18 protein-coding genes are annotated in these 20,988 nt (G+C 66.8%); 6 read left to right on the top strand and 12 right to left on the bottom strand.

What is annotated here, in order from left to right:
- Positions 1-176: 176 nt before the first annotated feature.
- The 6 genes from lpdA to purB all read right to left on the bottom strand — a co-directional run bounded on the left by lpdA (position 177) and on the right by purB (position 10,274).
- The gene (gene lpdA, locus FJU31_RS12765) at positions 177-1,613 is read right to left on the bottom strand and encodes a dihydrolipoyl dehydrogenase (protein WP_150455081.1); all 1,437 of its coding nucleotides are present in this window, start codon (positions 1,611-1,613) and stop codon (positions 177-179) included.
- 63 nt (positions 1,614-1,676) lie between these two features.
- Positions 1,677-2,879 (bottom strand): dihydrolipoyllysine-residue succinyltransferase, encoded by a 1,203-nt coding sequence (gene sucB, locus FJU31_RS12760; protein WP_108746993.1) that lies wholly within the window; start codon positions 2,877-2,879, stop codon positions 1,677-1,679.
- A 41-nt stretch (positions 2,880-2,920) separates the two neighbouring features.
- Positions 2,921-5,752 (bottom strand): 2-oxoglutarate dehydrogenase E1 component, encoded by a 2,832-nt coding sequence (locus FJU31_RS12755; protein ID WP_150455080.1) that lies wholly within the window; start codon positions 5,750-5,752, stop codon positions 2,921-2,923.
- Positions 5,753-5,938: 186 nt separating this feature from the next.
- Entirely contained in the window at positions 5,939-6,841 is a 903-nt protein-coding gene (locus FJU31_RS12750) for a GNAT family N-acetyltransferase (RefSeq protein WP_150455079.1), read from the bottom strand.
- 3 nt (positions 6,842-6,844) lie between these two features.
- Positions 6,845-8,260 (bottom strand): ribosomal protein uL16 3-hydroxylase, encoded by a 1,416-nt coding sequence (locus FJU31_RS12745; RefSeq protein WP_150455078.1) that lies wholly within the window; start codon positions 8,258-8,260, stop codon positions 6,845-6,847.
- A 646-nt stretch (positions 8,261-8,906) separates the two neighbouring features.
- On the bottom strand, positions 8,907-10,274 hold the full coding sequence (gene purB, locus FJU31_RS12740) for an adenylosuccinate lyase (protein WP_150455077.1): 1,368 nt from the start codon (positions 10,272-10,274) through the stop codon (positions 8,907-8,909).
- Between the two features lie 232 nt (positions 10,275-10,506).
- On the opposite strand from purB, the gene FJU31_RS12735 reads away from it, so the two are divergent.
- The gene (locus FJU31_RS12735) at positions 10,507-11,946 is read left to right on the top strand and encodes a class II fumarate hydratase (RefSeq protein WP_150455076.1); all 1,440 of its coding nucleotides are present in this window, start codon (positions 10,507-10,509) and stop codon (positions 11,944-11,946) included.
- 84 nt (positions 11,947-12,030) lie between these two features.
- Here the strand turns inward: FJU31_RS12735 and FJU31_RS12730 are convergent, their stop codons facing one another.
- The 6 genes from FJU31_RS12730 to FJU31_RS12705 all read right to left on the bottom strand — a co-directional run bounded on the left by FJU31_RS12730 (position 12,031) and on the right by FJU31_RS12705 (position 16,389).
- Complete coding sequence (locus FJU31_RS12730) at positions 12,031-12,456, bottom strand: hypothetical protein (protein ID WP_150455075.1); 426 nt, start codon at positions 12,454-12,456, stop codon at positions 12,031-12,033.
- A 106-nt stretch (positions 12,457-12,562) separates the two neighbouring features.
- Positions 12,563-13,192: a hypothetical protein gene (locus tag FJU31_RS12725; protein WP_150455074.1), complete on the bottom strand. Its 630-nt coding sequence runs from the start codon at positions 13,190-13,192 to the stop codon at positions 12,563-12,565.
- A 31-nt stretch (positions 13,193-13,223) separates the two neighbouring features.
- Complete coding sequence (locus FJU31_RS12720) at positions 13,224-14,111, bottom strand: GIN domain-containing protein (protein ID WP_150455073.1); 888 nt, start codon at positions 14,109-14,111, stop codon at positions 13,224-13,226.
- Between the two features lie 21 nt (positions 14,112-14,132).
- Positions 14,133-15,158, bottom strand: coding sequence for a hypothetical protein (locus FJU31_RS12715; protein WP_150455072.1), 1,026 nt, complete (start codon positions 15,156-15,158; stop codon positions 14,133-14,135).
- Positions 15,155-16,030 (bottom strand): ABC transporter ATP-binding protein, encoded by an 876-nt coding sequence (locus FJU31_RS12710; protein WP_150455071.1) that lies wholly within the window; start codon positions 16,028-16,030, stop codon positions 15,155-15,157. The genes FJU31_RS12715 and FJU31_RS12710 overlap by 4 nt, the downstream gene beginning before the upstream one ends.
- Positions 16,030-16,389, bottom strand: a complete 360-nt coding sequence (locus FJU31_RS12705; protein ID WP_150455070.1) for a GntR family transcriptional regulator — start codon at positions 16,387-16,389, stop codon at positions 16,030-16,032. Before FJU31_RS12705 ends, FJU31_RS12710 begins: the two co-directional genes overlap by 1 nt.
- A gap of 612 nt (positions 16,390-17,001) precedes the next feature.
- Between FJU31_RS12705 and FJU31_RS12695 the strand changes: the two genes are divergently transcribed.
- The 5 genes from FJU31_RS12695 to FJU31_RS12675 all read left to right on the top strand — a co-directional run bounded on the left by FJU31_RS12695 (position 17,002) and on the right by FJU31_RS12675 (position 20,960).
- Positions 17,002-17,589 carry a glutathione peroxidase gene (locus FJU31_RS12695; protein WP_108770710.1) on the top strand — a complete coding sequence of 196 codons (588 nt, stop codon included), beginning with the start codon at positions 17,002-17,004 and terminating at the stop codon, positions 17,587-17,589.
- 95 nt (positions 17,590-17,684) lie between these two features.
- Positions 17,685-18,662, top strand: a complete 978-nt coding sequence (locus FJU31_RS12690) for an FKBP-type peptidyl-prolyl cis-trans isomerase N-terminal domain-containing protein (protein WP_150455068.1) — start codon at positions 17,685-17,687, stop codon at positions 18,660-18,662.
- A 22-nt stretch (positions 18,663-18,684) separates the two neighbouring features.
- Positions 18,685-20,028 carry a UDP-glucose dehydrogenase family protein gene (locus FJU31_RS12685; protein ID WP_150455067.1) on the top strand — a complete coding sequence of 448 codons (1,344 nt, stop codon included), beginning with the start codon at positions 18,685-18,687 and terminating at the stop codon, positions 20,026-20,028.
- Entirely contained in the window at positions 20,021-20,260 is a 240-nt protein-coding gene (locus FJU31_RS12680) for a SlyX family protein (RefSeq protein ID WP_150455066.1), read from the top strand. The genes FJU31_RS12685 and FJU31_RS12680 overlap by 8 nt, the downstream gene beginning before the upstream one ends.
- A gap of 10 nt (positions 20,261-20,270) precedes the next feature.
- The gene (locus FJU31_RS12675; RefSeq protein ID WP_150455065.1) at positions 20,271-20,960 is read left to right on the top strand and encodes a DUF2058 domain-containing protein; all 690 of its coding nucleotides are present in this window, start codon (positions 20,271-20,273) and stop codon (positions 20,958-20,960) included.
- Positions 20,961-20,988: the final 28 nt, after the last annotated feature.

Genomic DNA, 20,988 nt, shown 5'->3' with positions numbered 1-20,988 from the left:
GAAAACTGGCCAGGATTGCGTGGGGCGTATTCAAGAGTGGCAAGGAATTCGACCCAGCCATGCTGAAGGTAGGCCAAGCCTGCTTCCAACAGGCTTGACCACGAACATAGGATCTCGGCTCTACAACGGCGCATCCGGATCAGCATGAACCCGTTGCCGGCGGGCCATGATGCAGATCAGTTCGCCTTGTGGATGGCGCGCTTGCTGACCGCCATCGCCGCGTCGTGGACCACTTCCGACAGCGAGGGGTGGGCGTGGCAGATGCGGGCCAAGTCATCGGCCGAACCGCTGAACTCCATCGTCAGTACACCTTCGTGCACCAGTTCGGAGACGTTGGCGCCGACCAGGTGCATGCCGAGGATGCGATCGGTTTCGGCGTGGGCCAGGATCTTCACGAAGCCTGCCGGCTCGATCATCGCCACGGCGCGACCGTTGGCGGCGAACGGGAAGCTGCCGGCCTTGTACGGGACGCCCTCGGCCTTCAGTTGGGCTTCGGTCTTGCCGACCCATGCCAGTTCCGGCTCGGTGTAGATGACCCACGGGATGGTGTCGAAGTTGACGTGGCCCGGCAGGCCGGCGATCAGTTCGGCAACCGCGATGCCTTCCTCGAAGCCCTTGTGCGCCAGCATCGGGCCGCGCACGCAGTCGCCGACCGCCCAGACGCCGTTGACGCCGGTGTGGCAGTGCGCGTCGACTTCGATCTGGCCACGCTCGTTGACCTTGACACCGGTGCCTTCGGCCAGCAGGCCCTTGGTGGCGGCGCGACGGCCGACGGCCACCAGCAGCTTGTCCACGGTCAGGGTCTTCTCGCCTTCGCTGTCGGTGTAGGTGACAACGACTTCCTTCTTCTTGCCCTTGCCGGTGATCTCGGTCTTGGAGACCTTGGCACCGAGGCGGATGTCCAGGCCCTGCTTCTTGAATTCCTTTGCAGCGGTCTTGGCCACTTCGGCGTCGGCCACGGCCAGGAATTCCGGCAGTGCTTCCAGGATGGTGACTTCAGCGCCCAGGCGCTTCCACACGCTGCCCAGTTCCAGGCCGATCACGCCGGCGCCGATCACCGCCAGGCGGTTCGGCACTTCGGTGAAGTCCAGGCCGCCGACGTTGTCGACGATGGTGTCGCCGTCGAACTTGGCGAACGGCAGTTCGATCGAATCCGAACCGGCGGCGATGATGACATTGGTGCCCTTCAGCTCGACTTCCGTACCGTCGTGCTGCTTCACCTTGACCACGTTGCCCGGCTGCAGTTCACCGAAACCGTAGTAAGTGGCGACCTTGTTGGCCTTGAACAGCATGGCGATGCCGCCGGTGAACTGCTTGACGATCTTGTCCTTGCGGCCAACCATCGCTTCGACGTCGATCTTGGCATCCTTGAAGCTGATGCCGTGGTCGCCAAAGATGTGGCCCATGTTCCAGAACTGGCGCGAGGAATCCAGCAGCGCCTTGGACGGGATGCAGCCCACGCGCAGGCAGGTGCCGCCCAGGGCCGGCTTGCCGTCCTTGCCCAGCGCTGCGTCGATGCAGGCGGTCTTCAGGCCCAGCTGTGCCGCGCGGATGGCAGCGTGGTAACCGGCCGGGCCTGCACCGATGACGACGACGTCGAATTGTTCAGCCATTGAATTATTCCTTGATGCATTACCAGAACCCCTCCGCGCGGGCGCGGAGGGGCGGGAGGTCTCTTACAGGCCGAACAGCATGCGGCCCGGGTTTTCCAGCTGGTTCTTGATGTCCACCAGGAACTGCACCGAGTCCTTGCCATCGATGATGCGATGGTCGTAGGACAGGGCCAGGTACATCATCGGCGCGATCACGACCTGGCCGTTCTGGGCGATCGGACGCTCCTTGATGGCGTGCATGCCCAGGATGGCGCTCTGCGGCGGGTTGATGATCGGGGTCGACAGCAGCGAACCGAAGGTGCCGCCGTTGGTCACGGTGAAGGTGCCGCCCTGCAGTTCGTCCAGGCCCAGCTTGCCGTCACGCGCCTTCTTGGCGTAGTCGGCAATGGTCTTTTCGATGTCGGCGAACGACATGCGCTCGACGTTGCGCAGGACCGGGGTGACCAGGCCCTTCTCGGTGGACACGGCGATCGAGATGTCCGAATAGCCGTGGTAGATGATGTCGTCGCCGTCGATCGAGGCGTTGACCAGCGGGAAGCGCTGCAGGGCGTTGGCAGCGGCCTTCACGAAGAAGCTCATGAAGCCCAGCTTGATGCCGTGTGCCTTGACGAACTCGTCCTGCAGGTCCTTGCGCGCGGCCGACACCTTGGACAGGTCGACTTCGTTGAAGGTGGTCAGCATGGCGGTGGAGTTCTTCGACTCCATCAGGCGCTCGGCGATGCGCTTGCGGATGCGGGTCATCGGCACGCGTTCTTCCGGACGTGCGCCACCGGCCTTGCCGGCGCCGCCGTTGCGGGCGAAGTTGACGATGTCTTCCTTGGTCACGGCGCCGCGACGGCCGGTGCCGTCGACGTCAGCCGGGTTCACGCCTTCGGTGATGGCGGTGAAGCGGGCACCCGGCGGCAGGGTGTCGGCAGCCGACTTGGCAGCCGGGGCCGGAGCGGCGGCAGCGGCCGGGGCAGCGGCGGCCGGGGCAGCGGCTGCAGCCGGAGCGGCTTCAGCGGCCGGAGCCGGGGCAGCCGCCACGGCGCCTTCTTCGATGATCGCCACGACCTGGCTGGAGGTCACGGTGTCGCCTTCCTTGAACTTGATCTCCTTGATCACGCCATCGACCGGCGACGGCACTTCCAGGACGACCTTGTCGGTTTCCAGGTCAAGCAGGTTTTCGTCGCGCTTGACGGCGTCGCCCACCTTCTTGTGCCAGGTGGCGATGGTGCCGTCGGCGACGGATTCGGGCAGTACCGGGGCTTTGACTTCGGTGGCCATTGCGGGAGCTTCCTGGTTTGTCTTCTAAATAGGGGGAGGAATTATTCAGCGAACGTGTCGTTGAACGGGTTGACCAGTGCATCGGCGACCAGCTGCTGCTGTTCGCGGACGTGGTCAGCCATGTGACCGGCAGCCGGCGAAGCCGAACGTGCGCGACCGGCGTAGTGCAGGTTCTGGCCATCGGCCAGGCAGAACTGCAGGTGGTGGCGGATCTGGTACCACGCACCCTGGTTCTGCGGTTCTTCCTGCGTCCACACCACGTCGGTGGCCTTGCCGTACTTCTTCAGTTCGGCAGCCAGCAGCGCACGCGGGAACGGGTACAGCTGTTCCACGCGGATGATCGCGACGTCGTCCTGGCTACGCTTGGTCTGGTCTTCCAGCAGGTCGTAGTAGACCTTGCCGGAGCACAGCACCACGCGCTTGACCTTCTTGGCATCGGCATTGGCGTCGCCGATCAGGTGCTGGAACTCGCCGTTGGCCAGCTCGTCCAGGGTCGACACGGCCAGCTTGTGGCGCAGCAGCGACTTGGGCGACATCACCACCAGCGGCTTGCGGGTGGTCAGGTGCTGCTGGCGGCGCAGCATGTGGAAGGCCTGTGCCGGGGTGGACGGAACCACGACCAGCATGTTCTCCAGCGCGCACAGCTGCAGGAAGCGCTCCAGGCGCGCCGAGCTGTGTTCCGGACCCTGACCTTCATAGCCGTGCGGCAGCAGCAGGGTCAGGCCGGTGATACGCCCCCACTTGGCTTCGCCGGCAGCGATGAACTGGTCGATCACCACCTGGGCGCCGTTGGCGAAGTCGCCGAACTGGCCTTCCCAGATGCACAGGGTGTTGGGATCGGTAGTCGAGAAACCGTACTCGTAGGCCATCACCGCTTCTTCGCTCAGCAGCGAATCGATGATGGTGGCCTTCTCCGGCGAATCCACCAGCTGCCGCAGCGGCAGGTAGTAGTTGTCGGTCTTCTGGTCGTGCAGGATCGCGTGGCGGTGGGTGAAGGTGCCGCGGCCGACGTCCTGGCCGACCAGGCGCAGGGCATTGCCCTCGTCCAGCAGGGTGGCGTAGGCCAGGTTCTCGGCAAAGCCCCAGTCGCCCGGGATCTCGCCAGCGGCCATCTTGCGGCGGTCGTCGTAGACCTTCGACACGCGCGAGTGCAGCTGCACTTCTTCCGGCACGGTGTTGATCAGCTTGGCCAGCTCGACCAGCTTGTCCTTGTCCACCTTGGTGGAGATCTCATCGGACAGCTTGCCTTCCAGCAGCTTCGGCCAATCGACGAACAGCGGGCTGGTCGGCGGGGTCTTCTCGACCTTGGCCAGTTCGGTGGTCACTTCGCCACCGTCCAGCTTGTCGCGGTACGCATCGACCATCGCCTTGCCGGCGCCGGCGGCGATCACGCCGGCCTTTTCCAGCTGCTCGGCGTACAGCTCGCGGGTGGTCGGGTGCTTGCGGATCACCTGGTACATCAGCGGCTGGGTGATCGCCGGTTCGTCAGCCTCGTTGTGGCCCCAACGGCGGTAGCACATCAGGTCGATGACCACGTCCTTGGCGAACTTTTGGCGGAACTCGAAGGCGAGCTGCGCGGCGAACACGACCGCTTCCGGATCATCGCCGTTCACGTGCAGCACCGGGGCGGCGATCATCTTCGCCACGTCGGTGGCATAGCGCGTGGAGCGCGTATCCAGAGGGTTGGAGGTGGTGAAGCCGACCTGGTTGTTGACCACGATGTGCACGGTGCCGCCGACGGCGAAGCCGCGGGCCTGCGACATCTGGAACAGCTCCATGACCACGCCCTGGCCGGAGAAGGCCGCGTCGCCGTGGATGAGGATCGGCATGACCTGCTTGCGGGCGGTGTCCTTGCGGCGCTCCTGGCGCGAGCGCACGGAACCGGCAACGACCGGGTCGGCGATTTCCAGGTGCGAGGGGTTGAACGCCAGCGCCAGGTGCACCGGGCCACCGTCGGTGGCCACGTCGGCCGAGAAGCCCATGTGGTACTTCACGTCGCCGGCCGAGGCGTGCTCGTCGTGCTCGAACTTGCCTTCGAACTCGTCGAACAGCTTGCGCGGGTTCTTGCCGAGGGTGTTGACCAGCACGTTCAGGCGGCCACGGTGGGCCATGCCGACGACCACGTCCTTGACGCCATCCTTGCCGGCGCTGCGGATGATGGTGTCCATCATCGGGATCAGCGAGTCGCCGCCTTCCAGCGAGAAGCGCTTCTGGCCGACGTACTTGGTGTGCAGGTAACGCTCCAGGCCTTCGGCGGCGGTCAGGCGCTCCAGCGTGCGGCGCTGGGTGTCAGCGTCCAGCTGGTAGTTGCCACCGGCCAGTTCCAGCTTCTTGTAGATCCACTGGCGCTGCTCGACTTCGGCGATGTGCATGAACTCTGCACCGATCGAGCCGGTGTAGGTCGCCTTCAGGCGCGCCAGCAGGTCGCGCAGCTTCATGCGCGGCTGGCCGCCGACGCCGCCGGTGCTGAACTCGCTGTTGAGATCGCCGTCGGACAGGCTGTGGAACGGCAGGCCCAGGTCCGGGGTGTTGACCGGCGCGGTCAGGCCCAGCGGATCCAGGCGTGCATCAAGGTGGCCGCGCGAACGGTAGGCAGTGATCAGACGACCGACATTGCGCTCACGCTCGTCGCCTGCACCCGTGCCGGTGCCGGCTTTCAGCGCATCCTTGGCCGCGTCCGCAATGTGGGAGATGACGGCCGAGTGCGGAATGTCGCCTGCTTCACGGCCCTTGAAGCCGTCGAAGTAGGTTTTCCATTTGGGATCGACACTATCCGGGGAGACCAGGTACTGCTCGTACAGGTCCTCGACATAGGAGGCGTTGCCGCCGGCGAGTTGCGAAGATTGCGCAAACTGCTTCAGTTGATTGTCCACGATGGAGGGTGCTGATTCGCTTTGTGGGGTATGGCTTCAGAAGGACCCTGCAGGAAGATGAATAGCCCTGCACGGGCGCGTTCAAACGGCCAAATTGTACCCCCATCCGGACACGAAGGGGCACCGCCAGCGGCATTGCGCGTCCCCCGGTGTCGCTCCCAGACAGGTTTGTCCGGGACAGCGCGCTCAGATGCCGAGCGCGCGCAGTTCGCTGCAATCGCGCGAACGGTCCCAGACGCGCTGCAATTGCTGCTCGAACGGCTGCGAACGTGCGGGCAGCGCGATCCCGGCTTCGCCGTCCAGGCGGTGGCCGATAAGACGAAAGTAGAAGTCGCCCGCGTCATTGACCAGGCAGGCCGAGGCCAGCGCACGGTCGGTCGGATCGCTGACCTCGCGGAACTGGATCACGCTTGGCAGGCGCTGGGCCAGGGCCAGCAGCGGGGAGCCGGCAGCGGCAATCGCGGCCGCATCGTGCACGATCACCCGCAGCTGCTTGTCGTGGCGGGCGGTCACGAAGCGGCGCAGGGCCGCCTGCACCGGGGGCGCATCCAGCAGGCCGGGGTCGAGCTGGCGGCTGTGCAGCCACAGCTGGCGACGGGCGCGGTGAATGATGGCCGTAGTGATGGCCACTGCCTCGGCGCGGCTGTGGATGGCACTGGCCACGCCCAGCCGGAGGCGCATCTGCTGGTGGCCGATGCCGGCCTCCTCGAATACATCGCCTTCGGGCAGGAAGCCCCGGCGGGCGTAGAAATCACGCGCCGACAGCTGCGCGTGCAGGTGCACCTCGGCCAGGCCGAGCTGGCGGCCGGCCTGCACCAGCGCCTCCAGCAGGGCCTCGCCAACGCCCTGGTTGCGCAGGCTGGCCAGCACCGCCATGCGGCCGATGCGGCCATCGGGGGCCAGGCGGCCGGTGCCGACGGGCTGGCCGTCGGCGTCCAGGGCCAGCACGTGGGCGCAGACCGGATCCAGCGCATCACGCTCCAGTTCGGCGGCGATGCCCTGCTCCTGCACGAACACCCGCTGCCGCACGTCGTGGATGGCGACGTGGGCGTCGGCGTGGCTGACCTGCTGGACCCGGATCGTGGCCATGGCTCAGGCGCGACCTGCGTCGCTGTCGTCTTCGTCGTGGTCTTCGAAGTTGACGATGACCTCGATGCCGTCGTCGTGGACGGTCACGGTGTGCACGTCGTCGGAGACCACTTCGTCGTCGAGTTCGGCCACCTGATCGTGGCCCTCGATCACTTCGCCCAGCACCGCGGCGTCCTCGCCTTCGTCCTCGTCCTCGGCGTCAAACACCTCGTTCGGGTCGATCAGCTGGAACACGCCGCCGACCAGCAGCTGCTGCAGCACCACGCGCCCCTTGTCGGACAGGCCACGGTAGGCCGCCGCGTCGAGCTGCTCGGCACCGGCCAGGCGCTGCGCGTCCTTCACCGGCAGGGCGAAATCCTGGCCGCTGACATACAGGCTGGCGCCACGCTTGGCCCGGCGCCAGGCCAGGCGCGCCCACGGGTGGCGCTGCAGCAGCAGGCCCGAGGCCAGGGCCTGGACTACTTCCTCCGGTCCCGGAGCGGCCTGGTGGGCCATCACTTCGCCCGCTGCGCGGTAGGTGGTGATGAAGCGGCCGAACCAGTCACCCAGCTTCTCCGGGTCGTTCATGCGGATGGCGTTGAGCGCGGTGATCACCCGCGCCATCGCCACCGTGTCGATTTCGTTCGGGTCGGCCGGCACCTTCAGGTCGGGGTCCTGGTAGCGGATGTTCTCGTCGGCATCAGCGATGAGGGTGTCCAGGTAGTCGCTGATCAGCTCGGCCGAGGCCGGCGCGCGCATGCCGAAGGAGAAGGTCAGGCAGGGATCCTCGGCCACGCCGTGGTGCGGCACGTTCGGCGGCAGGTACAGCATGTCGCCCGGCGCCAGCACCCAGTCGTGGGTGGGCTTGAACACCTGCAGCAGCTTCAGTTCCACGTCCGGGCGGAAGCCCAGCGGCGGGCGCTTGCCCTTGATCGATTCGCTGGCGTCGATCTGCCAGCGGCGGTGGCCGTGGGCCTGCAGCAGGAACACGTCGTACTGGTCGACGTGGGCACCGACCGAGCCACCGGTGGCGGCGAAGCTGATCATCACGTCATCCATGCGCCAGCGCGGCAGGAAGTTGAAGTGTTCGATCAGCGCGCGCACGTCCGGGTCCCACTTGTCGACGTCCTGCACCAGCAGGGTCCAGTCGTGGTCGGGCAGGGCGGGGAACACGTCTTCCTGGAACGGGCCGCTGCGCACGCGCCAGCCGTCCTGGGCCTTGTCGTGCTGGATCAGGCGCGCCAGCACGCCTTCCTCGCAGGCCAGCCCGGCCAGGTCTTCCGGCTGCACCGGGGTCCGGAAATCGGGGAAGGCGTTGCGGATCAGCAGCGGGCGCTTCTGCCAGAAGTCGCGCAGGAAGGTGGCCGGGGCCATGCCCAGCGGCTTGCCGGGTCGGGCGGTGATTTCGATGAGGGGAGCGGTGGACTTGCGGGCGGCCATGGGGGATTCCTTGCAGCGGAAAGCGGGAGGGGCGGCGTGGCGGGCCGCCGAGGGGTCCATTGTCCGACGTTCGTTGGGATTGCGCACGTGCGGTGCTTTGTCGCGGGGTTCCGGCCAGCGGCGGAGCCCCTCGTGGCGGTGTTTTGGGCTCGACTGTTAGTCGACCGGCTTCATGGGCTGGGCCGGGCGAGTGGGCCGCGCGGGGGACGCTGCAAGTACGTCCATGTAAGCTCGGTCGCCGCATCCATGCGGCTCACGCCCCCGCGCAGCCCACCCGCCCGGCCCCTGACAGTTTCCTGCGCGGCCCGCCACGGAATGGAAGAAGAAAAGCAAAGGCAACGCGGGTCGCGCGCTGCGCTTGCTCGTGTAGAGCCGAGCCCACGCTCGGCTTGCCATTGTCCATGCGAAGAGCAGCCGAGCACAGGCTCGGCTCTACAACAGCGCCGAAAAACAAAGAGAGGCGCGGCGAAGCCGCGTCCCTCTTTCAAATTCCGTCCCGACAACCCAACGCTCTTCGATCCGTCACCGGAACCTGCCCCACCCAGCTAGCAGCAATCCAGAGCCGCTCTTGACGTTTATGTTGCCGTTGCCGTTGCCTTTGCCTGCCGCAGGCAGCGCACGCGGCCGCCGCCGCAAGGAAAACCCCTTAGATCTTCTTCGCCAGCGCCTCAGCCAGACCCGTGTAACTCCCCGGGGTCATCTCACGCAGTGACTGCTTGGCATCTTCCGGCAGCGCCAGCGTCTCCACGAACGCCCGCATCGACTCCGCGGTGATGCCCTGGCCACGGGTCAGCGCCTTCAGCTGCTCGTACGGGTTCGGCAGGCCGTGGCGGCGCATCACCGTCTGCACGGCCTCGGCCAGCACTTCCCAGGCCGCGTCCAGATCGGCATCGAGGCGCTGCGGGTTCACTTCCAGCTTGCCCAGGCCCTTGGCCAGCGAATCCAGCGCCACCTGGCCGTGGCCGAAGGCGGTGCCCAGCGCACGCAGCACCGTGGAATCGGTCAGGTCACGCTGCCAGCGGCTGATCGGCAGCTTCGCGCTAAAGTGCTCGAACAGCGCGTTGGCGATGCCGAAGTTGCCCTCGGCATTCTCGAAATCGATCGGGTTGACCTTGTGCGGCATCGTCGACGAACCGACTTCGCCTTCCTTCAGTCGCTGCTTGAAGTAGCCCAGCGAGATGTAGCCCCAGATGTCGCGGGCCAGGTCGATCAGGATGATGTTGGCGCGGCGCGCGGCATCGCCGATTTCGGCGATGTTGTCGTGCGGCTCGATCTGCGTGGTGTACGGGTTGAACACCAGGCCCAGGCTGGTCACGAAGCGCTCGGCGAAGGCCGGCCAGTCCACCGCCGGGTAGCTGGCGACGTGGGCGTTGTAGTTGCCCACCGCACCGTTGATCTTGCCGGTCAGCTCGACCGCGGCGATCTGCCGGCGCTGGCGCTCCAGGCGGCCGACCACGTTGGCCAGCTCCTTGCCCAGGGTGGTCGGCGAGGCGGTCTGGCCGTGGGTGCGCGACAGCATCGGCTGTGCGGCCTGGGCGTGGGCCAGGGTGCGCAGGGTGGCGGCGATGCCGTCCAGGCTCGGCAGCAGCACTTCGCGGCGGGCCTGTTCCAGCATCAGGCCGTAGCTGAGGTTGTTGATGTCCTCGCTGGTGCAGGCGAAATGCACGAATTCCAGCGCCGGGGCCAGCTCGGCGTCGTCCTTCAGCTGTTCCTTGATGAAGTACTCCACCGCCTTGACGTCATGGTTGGTGGTGCGCTCGATCTCCTTCACGCGCGCGGCCTGGGCCGGGGTGAGGTTGGCGGCCAGGGCGCGCAGGCGGGCGGTGGCGGCCTCGGAAAACGCGGCCAGTTCGACGATGCCCGGCTCGGCGCCCAGGGCCAGCAGCCACTCGACCTCGACCGTGATGCGGGCCTTGATCAGGCCGTACTCGGAGAAGATCGGGCGCAGGGCATCGACCTTGCCGGCATAACGGCCATCGAGCGGGGACAGGGCGAGCAGGGCGTAATCGGACATGTCGGCAGGGCTGGGGCGAGCGGCGGGGGCCATATTCTACGACGCTGCGGGCTGCCGCGCTTCGCGCTCGCCGGGCATGGCCCGGCGCTACCGATCGGATGGTGCAACCCATCGGCGGCGTCCCATGCTTCGGACAAGGGAGTATCGTTGGCACAGCCGCCAGCCCCGGGAAGCGACCCGCTGCCAGCCGCCGCTTCCCTTTCCCCAACAGAAGTAGTGCGGAGTCGATGCAATGAGCAAAGCTGCAAGCAAGGGTGGAACTTCCACGTTCCGTATCGAACACGACAGCATGGGCGAGCTGCAGGTGCCCGCTGACGCCCTGTGGGGTGCGCAGACCCAGCGCGCCGTCGAGAATTTCCCTGTGTCGGGCCAGCGCATGCCGCGCGGCTTCATCCGTGCCCTGGGCCTGGTGAAGGGCGCCGCCGCCGGCGTCAACGCCGAGCTGGGGCACCTGCCCACGGTCGTCGCCAAGGCCATCCAGGTGGCCTCCGCCGAAGTGTCGGCTGGTGACTGGGACGCGCATTTCCCGATCGATGTCTACCAGACCGGCTCCGGCACCTCGTCGAACATGAACGCCAACGAGGTCATCGCCACCCTGGCCAACCGTGCCGGCAAGGCGGGCAAGACCGCGGTGCATCCCAACGACCACGTCAACCAGGGGCAGAGCTCCAATGACGTGATCCCGACCGCACTGCGCGTGTCGGCGGTGCTGGCCGTGCACGAGCAGCTGCTGCCGGCGCTGGTGCACCTGCGCAAAACCCTGGACAAGAAGGGCCGCAGCCTGCGCAAGGTGGTCAAGACCGGCCGCACCCACCTGATGGATGCGATGCCGCTGACCTTCGAGCAGGAGTTTGGTGCGTGGTCGGCGCAGCTGGCCTCGGCGCAGGAGCGCATCGAGGACAGCCTCAAGCGCGTGCGTCGCCTGCCGCTGGGTGGCACCGCCATCGGCACCGGCATCAATGCCGACCCGCGCTTTGGCGCGCAGGTGGCCAAGGCCCTCAAGCAGCAGACGGGCTTCAAGTTCGACAGCGCCGACAACAAGTTCGAAGGCCTGGCATCGCAGGATGATGCCGTGGAACTGTCCGGCCAGCTCAATGCGCTGGCGGTGGCCCTGATCAAGATCGCCAATGACCTGCGCTGGATGAATGCCGGTCCGCTGGCCGGGCTGGGCGAAATTGAACTGCCGGCCCTGCAGCCGGGCAGCTCGATCATGCCGGGCAAGGTCAATCCGGTCATTCCCGAGGCGACCGTGATGGCCTGCGCGCAGGTGATCGGCCACCACACCGCGATCACCGTGGCCGGGCAGACCGGCAATTTCCAGCTCAACGTGACCCTGCCGCTGATCGCGGTGAACCTGCTCGATGGCATCGGCCTGCTGGCCAACGTGTCCACCCTGCTGGCCGACAGCGCCATCGCCGGGCTGAAGGTGCGCGAGGACCGCGTGGCCGAAGCCCTGGCCCGCAACCCGATCCTGGTAACCGCGCTGAACCCGATCATCGGCTATGAGAAGGCCGCGGCGATTGCCAAGCGCGCCTACAAGGAACAGCGCCCGGTGCTGGATGTGGCGCTGCAGGACAGCGGCCTGGACGAGGCCGAGCTGCGCCGCCTGCTGGATCCGACCGCGCTGACCGCTGGTGGCATCCAGGCCGGTGGCGGTGGCGCCGGCGGCTGATCGCGTGACCGGGTAGCGCCGGGCCATGCCCGGCGGATTGCCGGATAAACGAAAACGCCGCCCTTCGAGGCGGCGTTTTTCGTTTCAGCGACGGTCGGCGACGATGTTGCCGAAGGTCTCGGTGTAGTCCTTGAACTCCGGAATGGTCTGCACCAGGTCCGGCGGAATCACCTCCATGCCTTCCGGCGGCTGGATCTTCACCGGCTGCATGTCGGGGTCGGCCGGGGCGGCCACCAGGGTGTTCTGGCGCAGCACCTGCAGCTTGCCGAACAGGGTCTGCAGCGTCTGCCGCTGGCCATCGTTGAGCGGAATCTGGATCTCATCCACCTTCATCGTGCCGTCGGGCAGGATGATGATGTTCGGCGCCGGCTGGCGACGCACGGTCACCATGCTTTCGCTGACGGAGATCTTGGGCTTGCCGCGCTCGGCGCGGTGGTTGCGGTAGTCCTGGTCGCAGCCGGCCAGGCCCAGGCAGAGCAGGGCGACCAGCAGCAGCAACAGCTTCTTCATGGCGGTTCAATCGGGTGCATCGGGGGCGGCCATTGTAAGCCCGGGCGCCCCGGCGCGGCCGGCGACGGGTCAGGTTGCCGGCCAGGTGCGGCGAAATGTCACAGGCTCAGCGGTTGACGACCTTGTTGGTGTCGCAGTCGTCGATGTCGGACTGGTCCATGTTCGCGTAGGGCTGGAACGCCGGCAGGTCGCGGGCCAGCGCCTGCTGGCTGGCCAGCATCGCCGGCAGGCGGTTGCACAGCTGCTTGGCCTGGGCCTCGAGCTTCTCGGCCTCGGCATTGATGCGCTTCTCGATGCCGTCGGTGTCGCCACTGAAAACACCCTTGATCGCTTCGCTGGCGGCGTTGGCGCCGAGCTTGGCACCGGCCACGCCGATCTCCATGCCGTCCTGGGCGATGCCGGCGATATGGCCGCGGTAGTCCAGCAGCTGGCGACGCTGCGCCGGTGTGGTCTCTACTTCCTTGCCGGCAATCAGGAAGCGGCCATCCGGGGTGATCTCGGCGCGGGGCTGCTTGTCGGAGGAAATCTTGATGTTGCCCTTGGCGATCTCCTCGCGCGCCTTGTCGGTGGCTTCCTTGACGCTCTTGCCGATCTCGCCGGTGGCATCGGCCACGGCCTTGCCCGGTGAGGTGTCGGTGGCGGAAGCATCGCTGGAGGACGACGAGGACGAGGTGCCGCCACAGGCGATCAGCGGCAGGCACAGCAGGACGGCAGGCATCAGGCGCAGCAGGTTCATGGCGTTCCCCTCAAGGCAATGGATGGATGGCTCACTTGCCGCGCGGCAGGGTGACCTTGCCGCCGATGTCGCGGTGGCGGACCTCGCCGCTGCCGCTGTGGTCGACGGTCAGGTTGCCGCCGGCGCCGGTGACGGTGATGTCGCCCGAGCCGTGGCTGCGCACGTGCACGTTGCCACCGGTCTGGTCGATGTCCACGTCGCCGGAACCGACCACGCCGATCTCGACGTTGCCCTTCACCTGGCGGAAGTCGACGTCGCCCGAGCCGACCGTCTCCAGGCGGGCGTTGCCGCGCACGTCGCTGATCTTCAGGTCGCCCGAACCGACGGTGCCGACCACGGCGTCGCCACCGATGGTGCGGGCCTTGACGTCGCCCGAGCCCAGCGAGAGCAGGTTGAGCGATGCGGCGCCCTCGATGTCCAGGTCACCCGAGCCGACCGCCGCGTGGACGCTGCCGCGGGTGCCGCGGGCGATGCCATCACCGGAGCCCACGTCCATGCTCAGCGACTGCGCGTTGTCGATGCTGGCATCGCCGGAGCCGATGCGGAACTGCAGCGGCAGGTTGTCCGGCACGCTGCCGCGGATGTCCAGCCACGCATAGCTGTTGCCCATGCTCAGGCCGCTGCGGCCGTCGCGGCGCAGGCTGACCACCAGCTTGTCACCTTCGCGGCGCTGGTCGAGCACCAGCTGGTCCAGCCAGCTCTTGTCCGAGGCGCAGGCGCGGCCGTCCAGCTGGCCGCCACCGGCATTGGCGATCACCTTCAGGTCGTGCTGGTTCACCTCAAACACCACGGCCTTGGCACCGGCCGCGTCCAGCTTCAGCGAACGCGGCGCGGAGAACTTGCAGTTCGGTGCGTCGGCGGCCTGCACCGACAGCGGCAACAGCAGCAACAGGGCACTACAGGCGAGCAGGGTACGCATGGTGGTCTCTCCGGAAAGGGATCAGATTTCGCCGGCGCGCTTGCGCAGGACGATGGCCAGGACGATGAAGGCCACGCCGAACGCTGCACCGATCCACAGGTCGGGCATGGCCAGGGTCTTCAGCTGCTCGGCCGGGCTCATCAGCGCGGCCAGCGACTCGACGTTCCTGGCCTTGTCAGTCGCGCTGAGTCGGTAGACCAGGTCCACGCCCGGCACCGTGCCCAGCAGCAGGCGGCCGACGATGTGCTGCCAGAACCAGCCGGTGGTCATGTCGAACACATGCATCAGCCTGGTGGTGCTGACGATGATGCCGGCGAACAGCGGCAGCATGACCGCCCACAGGAACGGCTTGCTCTTGGCCCAGGCCGAGCACAGCAGCAGCCAACCGGCGGTCGGCAGCGCCCACAGCGCGTACACCGGGATGGCGGTGAGCAGGCCGGCGCTCAGGGTCAGCGGGCTGGCCGGGCCCCAGATCAGCGTGGTCGCGCTGCCGCCGTGGGTGATGGCGACGATGCTGATGATCAGCAGGAAGCCGAACATGGTGGCGACGGCGGCCAGGGTAGCCACCAGCGGTGCCACGATCAGGGCGCTGATCACCTTGGACAGCACGGTCTGGGTGTCCGACAGCGGCAGCGACTTCCAGAACAGGATGCTGCGGTCGCGGCGGTCGTCGTACAGGGCGCCCAGGCAGTAGAAGAACACCACGAAGGCCAGCACCAGGAAGGGCCAGGCAGAGCTCAGCAGCAAGGTCAGGTCCAGGCCGTTGCCGAGGTCGGCCATGTCCTTGGCGCTGATCTTCTGGGTCAGCAGACCCAGGTCCAGGCCGTTGATGTTCACGTTCTCGCCGTCGACGTGCAGGCCGCCGTCGCGGGCGGCGCGGTGCAGGGCGAACAGGCCCAGGCCGATGCCCACAGCGCTCATCAGCAGCGAGACGATGCCGGCGATCAGCGGTGCGTAGAAGAAGCCGCCGCGGTTTTCCCAGTATTCGCGCTTGAGAAGCCAGCGCAGGGTGCCTGCGGGGCTGACCGGATGGTTGACGGCATTCATGCGTAGGTCCCCTTCATGACAGCGACGAACAGATCGGCCAGGCCCGCGTTGCGGGTCTCGCCCAGGGTGGAAAGCTGGCTGCGCGGCACGCCGTCATACAGCAGCACGGTCTTGCCGAAGGCCTGGCTGCGCTCGTCGATCGGCTTCAGTGCGCGGGCGTTGTCCAGCTGGTCGGCACCCACCAGCAGTTCGGTGTAGCGCTCGCCCACCTCGTCCATTTCCGCGCTGAGCACTACGCGGCCATCGCGGATGAACATCACGTCGCTGAGGATGTGCTCGATCTCTTCCACCTGGTGGGTGGTGACGATGATCGTCTTCTGCTCGTCGAAGTAGTCCTCCAGCAGGCGCTGGTAGAACTCCTTGCGGTACAGGATGTCCAGGCCGAGGGTCGGCTCGTCCAGCACCAGCACGCGGGCATCGATGGCCATCACCAGGGCCAGGTGCAGCTGCACGATCATGCCCTTGGACAGCTCGCGCACGCGCTGCTTCGGCTGCAGCTTGGTGTTGGCCAGGAAGCGCTCGCAGCGGGCGCGGTCGAAGCGCGGGTGCACGCCCGCCACGAAATCGATGGCCTCGCGCACCTTCAGCCAGCGCGGCAGCACGGCCACGTCGGCGATGAAGCAGATGTCCTTCATCAGTTCATCGCGGTGCACGCGCGGGTCGCGGCCCAGCACGGACAGCTCGCCTTCCACCGAGGTCAGGCCAAGGATGGCCTTCAGTGCGGTGGTCTTGCCGGCGCCATTGGGCCCGATCAGGCCGACGATGCGGCCTGCCGGAATGGAGAAGCTGGCGTTGTCGAGGGCAACGGTGTTCTTGTAGGCCTTGCGCAGGCCCTTGGCGGTGATGACGGCGTCGCTTGCTACGGTACTCATCAGATCTTCCCCTGGGGCAGCAATTCGTCGAGGCTCAGGCCCAGGCGCTGGATGCGCTCCAGGACGGCCGGCCATTCTTCATTGAGGAAGCGCTCGCGCTCGCTGCTGCGCAGCTGCGTGGCGGCCGCCTCGGTCATGAACATGCCCAGGCCGCGGCGCTTCTCGACCAGGCCTTCATCGGCCAGTTCCTGGTAGGCGCGCGAAACGGTGATGGGATTGAGCTGGTAGTCGGCGGCCACCTGGCGCACCGAAGGCAGGGCGTCGCCCGGCTTGAGGATTCCGTCGAGCATCATGGCGATCACGCGCTCCTTCAGCTGGCGGTAGATGGGAGCGCCGTCGCTCCACTGGATGTCGCTCATGTTCAGCTCCGTGGGGTCAGCGGCTGTGCGAACGAGAAGTACGGCATGGACAGGGAGCTGTGCAGCCGACGCGGGGGAGGGGGAGTGGGTTCGGCGTTCCCGGCCGTGAAGGGTGCTGCGTCCTGCGGGGTGTCGGGGGAGGAGGGTGCCGGTGGCGCCGGCAGGGCCAGCCAGAGCAGGGCCAACAACGTCGAGACGGCCGTGACCGCTGGGGCGGTATGGCGGTGTCGCATCCGGATGTTCATGGTTTCCCCCTGTCTCAGGTGACTGGTGTTGTATGCAACTATAACACCGGCACGCTGTCGTGCAAGCCCCGCTTCCACCCAACTGATGGCAGGGGTGGTCACAGTTTCGAAATATCACCTCAAGTGATTGATCTGAATGGAAAACAGGCGCCGCACAGCCAGCACGATCCGGCCTGCTTCCATTCAGCAACATCGATGCTATGTCATCGATGGTGCGCTGGCCGGGTGTTCCGGCGGCAGCCGCCACGCCATGCAAAGTGGGGCCGGGCCTGCATCGGCAGGCGCTCCGGGCCCCGGTGCTATAGTTCGGCCGATTCCCGGCCCGAGCTGGCCGGAGCCCTGAAACAGCTACTGCGGAATGACCCTCATGCCTCTGCCGACTGCTTTCCCGCGCCGCCTCCGCGGCCTGTCCCTGTTGACCGTCCTGGCCTTCGGTCTGGCCGGCTCGGCCACCGCCCTGGCCGCCGACCTGCTTGATGTGAGCTACCGCCCACTGGCCGGCAAGCAGCAGGTCAACCTGGAAAAGCGCTACCACGGCCAGGTGCTGCTGGTGGTCAACACCGCCAGCAAGTGCGGCTATACCCCGCAGTACGAAGGCCTGGAGGCGCTGCACAAGCAGTACGCCAGCAAGGGCTTTGCCGTGCTCGGCTTCCCGTCGAATGATTTCAAGGGCCAGGAGCCCGGCGACGAGAAGCAGATCCAGGATTTCTGCACACTGACCTATGGCGTCAAGTTCCCGATGTTCGAGAAGGTGCACGTCACCGGTCCGGAGGCCACGCCGCTGTACCAGCGCCTGACCGCCGCCACTGGCGTCGCCCCGGGCTGGAACTTCCACAAGTACCTGGTCGGCCGCGATGGCAAGGTCATCGCCCAGTTCGCCAGCAAGGTCACCCCGGATGATCCGCAGCTGAAGGCGGCCATCGACAAGGCACTGGCTGCACCGGCCGTGCATTGAATGAAAGCGCGCACGCCTCGACATCTCCGGCGTGCGTGCGACAATGATCGTTTCGCGCCGACGTCGGCGCCCAGACACTTCCAGGAATGCAGCGAATGAAGATGGGAATGCGCGGCGCAGCGGCGTCGGTTCTGATTCTGGCGATGGGCACCTCCGGTGTCGCCCTGTCGCAACAACCGGCCGCACCGGCGGCCGCCAAGGAGACCGCAACCTTGAATTCCCCCAAGCAGAAGCTCGGCTATGCCATCGGTCTGGATGTGGCCAAGTCGTTCGCGCCGATCGCCGATGAAATCGACGTGGCTGCCCTGCGTACCGCCGTCGAGCGTTCGTTCGAAGGCCTGCAGCCGCAGATCACCCAGGACCAGGCCAAGGCCACCGATGCGGCCCTGCGCCAGGTCGTGATGGCCCGCAACGGCCAGGAGGTTCCGGGCATGGCCCCGGGCTCGCAGCCGGCCAAGGTCGACCGCGTCAAGGTCGCGCAGATGATCGGTGCGTACTCGGTCGGCCCGTCGCTGGCCCAGCTGAAGGACGACATCGACACCGCCTCGCTGTTCGAAGCGATCAGCACCGGCCTGACCAAGGGCCAGCCGAAGATGACCGAAGCGGACGCGACCGCGACCATCCAGTCGTTCATGGGCACCAAGCAGGCTGAAATGCAGGCCAAGGCCGCCCAGGCCGCGCAGACCAACCGTCAGGAAGGCAATGCATTCCTGGCCAAGAACAAGACCCAGCCGGGCGTGGTGACCACCGCCTCGGGCCTGCAATACCAGGTGATCCGCCCGGGTAGCGGCGAGCGCCCGTTGCCGACCAGCAAGGTGCGCGTGAACTACGAAGGCAAGCTGCTGGACGGCACCGTGTTTGACAGCTCCGCCGGTCGTGGCCCGGCCGAATTCGGCCTGGACCAGGTCATCAAGGGCTGGACCGAGGGCGTCGCCCTGATGCCGGTCGGCTCCAAGTACCGCTTCTGGATCCCGGGCGACCTGGCCTATGGCGAGAACGGCACCCCGGGTGGCCCGATCGGCCCGAACGCCGCACTGACCTTCGACGTCGAGCTGCTGGGCGTCCTGCCGTAAGCCGCCAGGAGTCAGCACGGACATGCGCGTTGCGATTTTCGGTACCGGCTACGTCGGTCTGGTGACAGGGACCTGCCTGGCCGATGCCGGCCACCAGGTCGTCTGCGTGGACATCGACCAGGCCAAGGTCGATGGCCTCAACCAGGGCGTCATCCCGATCTACGAGCCGGGCCTGGAGCCGATGGTGAAGGCCAACCATGCCGCATCGCGGCTGGCGTTCACCACTGATGCCGCAACGGCCATCGGCCACGGGCAGGTGGTGTTCATCGCCGTCGGCACGCCGCCGGACGAGGATGGCAGCGCCGACCTGCAGTACGTGCTGGCCGTGGCCCGCACCATCGGTCGGCACATCAGCGTGCCGACCGTGGTGGTCAACAAGTCGACGGTGCCGGTGGGCACCGCCGACAAGGTGCGCGCGGCGATCGCTGAAGAGCTGGCTGCGCGTGGCGCGGACATCGCCTTCGACGTAGTGTCCAACCCCGAGTTCCTGAAGGAAGGCGATGCGGTCGCGGACTGCATGCGCCCCGACCGCATCATCATCGGCGCCTCCAGCGCCGAGTCGGTGGCGGTCATGCGCCGCCTGTACGCACCGTTCAACCGCAACCACGACCGCGTGGTGGAAATGGACGTGCGTTCGGCCGAGCTGACCAAGTACGCAGCCAACGCGATGCTGGCCACCAAGATTTCGTTCATGAACGAAATGGCCAACATCGCCGAGCGTGTTGGCGCCGATATCGAGCAGGTCCGCCAGGGCATCGGTTCGGACCCGCGCATCGGCTGGCATTTCATCTACCCGGGCGCCGGTTACGGTGGCTCGTGCTTCCCCAAGGACGTGCAGGCGCTGGCCCGCACCGCGCAGCAGTACGGCCTGGCGCCGAAGCTGCTGGACGCGGTCGAAGCGGTCAACGAGGCGCAGAAGGGCCACCTGTTCGAGCTCATCCAGCGCCACTACGGCGCGGACGCCAGCCTGCGCGGGAAGACCTTCGCGGTGTGGGGCCTGGCCTTCAAGCCGAACACCGACGACATGCGCGAGGCCTCCAGCCGCCGCCTGCTGGCCCAGTTGTGGGACGCCGGTGCGAACGTGCGTGCCTACGACCCGGAAGCCGCCCATGAAGCGCAGCGCATCTTTGGCCCGCGCGACGACCTGGTGTTCTGCAGCAGTGTCGAAGACGCACTGCAGGGCGCCGATGCGGTGGTCGTGGTGACCGAGTGGAAGCAGTTCCGCAGCCCCGATTTCCAGGCGCTGCATTCGCAGCTGCAGGACGCGGTGGTGTTTGATGGCCGCAACCTGTACGACCCGTCCGAGGTCGAGGCTGCCGGTCTGGCTTACTACGGCATTGGCCGGGGACGTTCGTTGCATGTCTGATTTATCGAGTGAACGCGAGCAGGCGCTGGAAGCGCGCCTGGTCGAACTGGAAATGCGCGTGTCCTTCCAGGAACACGCGCTGGCCGAATTGAGCGATGCGCTGGCCGATGCACGCATGCAGGGCAGCCGTAATGCCGATGTGCTGCGCGTGCTGCTGGAAGACCTGGGCAAGGTCCGCAATGCATTGCATTCTTCTGATCCGGCGAGCGAACCGCCGCCGCCGCACTACTGATCTGATTCCTATGAGCGATACCCTCCGCGAGCAGCTGATGGGCCTGGGCTTCAAGCCGGCACCCAAGCCCGAACGCAAGAATGATGGCCCCCGCCGTGATGGCCGCCCGCAGGGCAAGGGTGGCAATGGCAATGGAAAGCCGCAGGGCGCTGGCAAGGGCGAGCACACGCCTGGCGAGCGTCGTGGCCACGGTAATGGCGGCCCCGGCAAGCCCGGGAAGCCCGGCCAGTCGCGTGGCCCGGGCCAGCAGGGCCCGCGCAAGCCGCGTACGGCCGAAGAGATGGACCTGGCCAAGGCCTACGCCATCCGCGCGCAGAAGGAAAAGGAAGAGCGCATCGAGACCGAGCGCCTGAAGCAGGAAGAAGCGCGCCAGCGCCGCGAGGCCAAGGCCAAGCTGGAAGAACTGCTGAAGGACAAGGGCCTCAATGACGAGGCGGCCGACATCGCCCGCCACTTCCCGTATGGCGGCAAGATCAAGCGCATCTACGTGACCGCCGCGCAGCTGACCGCACTCAATGCGGGTGAGCTGGGCGTGGTCCAGCTCAACGGCCGTTACCTGCTGGTGACCGCCGAGCTGCTGGCGCAGTCCGAGGCGGTGTTCGCCGCGTCGGTGGCGCTGAAGGTCGATCCGAACGCGCCCGCCGAGGAAGATCCGTACGCGGACCCGCAGTTCCAGGTGCCGGACGATTTGGTCTGGTAAAGGATTTAGTGGCTGCCACGTCCGCCGG

The organism is Stenotrophomonas cyclobalanopsidis, from assembly GCF_008710035.1.
GTDB classification, from domain to species: Bacteria; Pseudomonadota; Gammaproteobacteria; order Xanthomonadales; family Xanthomonadaceae; genus Stenotrophomonas; species Stenotrophomonas cyclobalanopsidis.
Note: the sequence above shows the minus strand (reverse complement) of the source record. Positions and strands in the feature narration are given on the sequence as shown.

Bases quoted from the DNA above. Each gene is read 5' to 3' on its own strand.
- lpdA (WP_150455081.1), bottom strand. From the start codon at position 1,613: ATGGCTGAACAATTCGACGTCGTCGTCATCGGTGCAGGCCCGGCCGGT.
- sucB (WP_108746993.1), bottom strand. From the start codon at position 2,879: ATGGCCACCGAAGTCAAAGCCCCGGTACTGCCCGAATCCGTCGCCGAC.
- FJU31_RS12750 (WP_150455079.1), bottom strand. From the start codon at position 6,841: ATGGCCACGATCCGGGTCCAGCAGGTCAGCCACGCCGACGCCCACGTC.
- FJU31_RS12745 (WP_150455078.1), bottom strand. From the start codon at position 8,260: ATGGCCGCCCGCAAGTCCACCGCTCCCCTCATCGAAATCACCGCCCGA.
- purB (WP_150455077.1), bottom strand. From the start codon at position 10,274: ATGTCCGATTACGCCCTGCTCGCCCTGTCCCCGCTCGATGGCCGTTAT.
- FJU31_RS12735 (WP_150455076.1), top strand. From the start codon at position 10,507: ATGAGCAAAGCTGCAAGCAAGGGTGGAACTTCCACGTTCCGTATCGAA.
- FJU31_RS12730 (WP_150455075.1), bottom strand. From the start codon at position 12,456: ATGAAGAAGCTGTTGCTGCTGCTGGTCGCCCTGCTCTGCCTGGGCCTG.
- FJU31_RS12725 (WP_150455074.1), bottom strand. From the start codon at position 13,192: ATGAACCTGCTGCGCCTGATGCCTGCCGTCCTGCTGTGCCTGCCGCTG.
- FJU31_RS12720 (WP_150455073.1), bottom strand. From the start codon at position 14,111: ATGCGTACCCTGCTCGCCTGTAGTGCCCTGTTGCTGCTGTTGCCGCTG.
- FJU31_RS12715 (WP_150455072.1), bottom strand. From the start codon at position 15,158: ATGAATGCCGTCAACCATCCGGTCAGCCCCGCAGGCACCCTGCGCTGG.
- FJU31_RS12710 (WP_150455071.1), bottom strand. From the start codon at position 16,030: ATGAGTACCGTAGCAAGCGACGCCGTCATCACCGCCAAGGGCCTGCGC.
- FJU31_RS12705 (WP_150455070.1), bottom strand. From the start codon at position 16,389: ATGAGCGACATCCAGTGGAGCGACGGCGCTCCCATCTACCGCCAGCTG.
- FJU31_RS12695 (WP_108770710.1), top strand. From the start codon at position 17,002: ATGCCTCTGCCGACTGCTTTCCCGCGCCGCCTCCGCGGCCTGTCCCTG.
- FJU31_RS12690 (WP_150455068.1), top strand. From the start codon at position 17,685: ATGAAGATGGGAATGCGCGGCGCAGCGGCGTCGGTTCTGATTCTGGCG.
- FJU31_RS12685 (WP_150455067.1), top strand. From the start codon at position 18,685: ATGCGCGTTGCGATTTTCGGTACCGGCTACGTCGGTCTGGTGACAGGG.
- FJU31_RS12680 (WP_150455066.1), top strand. From the start codon at position 20,021: ATGTCTGATTTATCGAGTGAACGCGAGCAGGCGCTGGAAGCGCGCCTG.
- FJU31_RS12675 (WP_150455065.1), top strand. From the start codon at position 20,271: ATGAGCGATACCCTCCGCGAGCAGCTGATGGGCCTGGGCTTCAAGCCG.